The organism is Pseudomonas alkylphenolica (genome assembly GCF_016009175.1).
GTDB classification, from domain to species: domain Bacteria; phylum Pseudomonadota; class Gammaproteobacteria; order Pseudomonadales; family Pseudomonadaceae; genus Aquipseudomonas; species Aquipseudomonas alkylphenolica_B.
In genome coordinates this window covers 1-1,301 of the sequence record NZ_JADUCM010000073.1, presented here as the reverse complement: position 1 = coordinate 1,301, position 1,301 = coordinate 1, and the positions used below count along the sequence as shown (strand labels likewise).

Below are 1,301 nucleotides of genomic sequence, written 5' to 3'. Positions count from 1 at the left end.
TGTAGGAGCAACTGTCTTTGGATCTCTTTCTAAGAAGATCTTTTTTCAGCATGACCCGGTCGGCGATGGTGCTAAAGCAGCATCGCTGATAAGGCTGATCCAAACCCAACCTCCAAATGCAGTCCGACCGCTGTTAGGTCAGGCTTGCCTGGAGCTTGGGTTCGTTCCATTCGGTGCCATCTCGCAACATAGCGTTCAAACGTACAATCAGCACCCGCATACAAGCTACGACAGCCACCTTGGAACACTTGCCACGAGCGATCAAGGCTTGGTAACGCGCCTTGAAGTCCGGGGTGTGCCTGATCATCGACCAGCACGACATGTACACCGTACGGCGAACTTTGTAGCGCCCGCCCCAGATTGCCCTCGGTCCGCTCTTGGTTCCGCTGTCGTTATTGAAAGGGGCTAGTCCTACCAATGCAGCAATCTGCCGCCCGCTGAGCGTGCCCAGTTCGGGCAGATAGGCCAGCAAGGTGGCCGTGGTAATCAGACCGATACCTTTCACCGACTTCAACTGCGTAGCCTTCTGGCTATTGAGTGCTTTTAGCGCATGCTCAATGCTGCGCTCCAGGGCCTTGATCTGCTCATTAAGGTAGGCAAGGTGGCGGATATAATTCTCGATCACCAAGCTAGAGCTGGCTTGTCTGATACGGCGCTTTTCATCGTCACGCTGCTGAACGAAGCGGTCCCTTTGCTTGACCAGCTCTGCTAATTCATCCCGTTCTTCGCTGGTCTCGACGATGGGGCTGGCCTCTATCGTTCTCGCGAATTGAGCCAACATCAAAGCATCAATCTTGTCAGTCTTGGCTTTGCGCCCCATCGCCCTGGCGAACTGATGCGAGCGAGCCGGATTGATACAGATGACATTGAACCCAGCCTTCTGCAGCGCTTTGAACGCCGGCTTCTCGTACCCGCCAGTCGCTTCGAGTAGAACCCGCTCAACTTCCAGCTGGTGAAGGCGGGCAATCAGTTCCGTGAAGCCTTGAGGCGTATTTTTCAACTGAAAAGGGTCAATGCGCTGCGGCCAGATACCCACGTCCAGGGTCGCTTTTGAAACATCGATACCAGCAGAGTAGGCAACCATGACAAGTCCTCTTACACTCAGAAAGTGAGAGCGCTCTGGCTTAGCCCACGCTTGTTGGTTCGAGTTCGCCGCTCATGCAACTGTTCGGGCTTCGGGCCAGAGTGAGAGGTGGATGGCGACTATGCTCCTACTCGTGCTCTAGGGCACTGCTGGCTATCAGTCTGCCATCCACCGCTCTCACCTCTGATTTTAAAGGCATGTGAAGACACAAGCTGGC

The 1,301-nt window shown here is 54.7% G+C and carries 1 protein-coding gene; it reads right to left on the bottom strand.

All coding sequences use genetic code 11. The features are described 5' to 3' along the window. Positions 1-133: 133 nt before the first annotated feature. Positions 134-1,084: an IS110 family transposase gene (locus I5S59_RS26350; RefSeq protein ID WP_197879186.1), complete on the bottom strand. Its 951-nt coding sequence runs from the start codon at positions 1,082-1,084 to the stop codon at positions 134-136. Positions 1,085-1,301: the final 217 nt, after the last annotated feature.

Excerpts from the sequence above, each read along its gene's own strand:
- I5S59_RS26350 (WP_197879186.1), bottom strand. The coding sequence starts at position 1,084 with ATGGTTGCCTACTCTGCTGGTATCGATGTTTCAAAAGCGACCCTGGAC.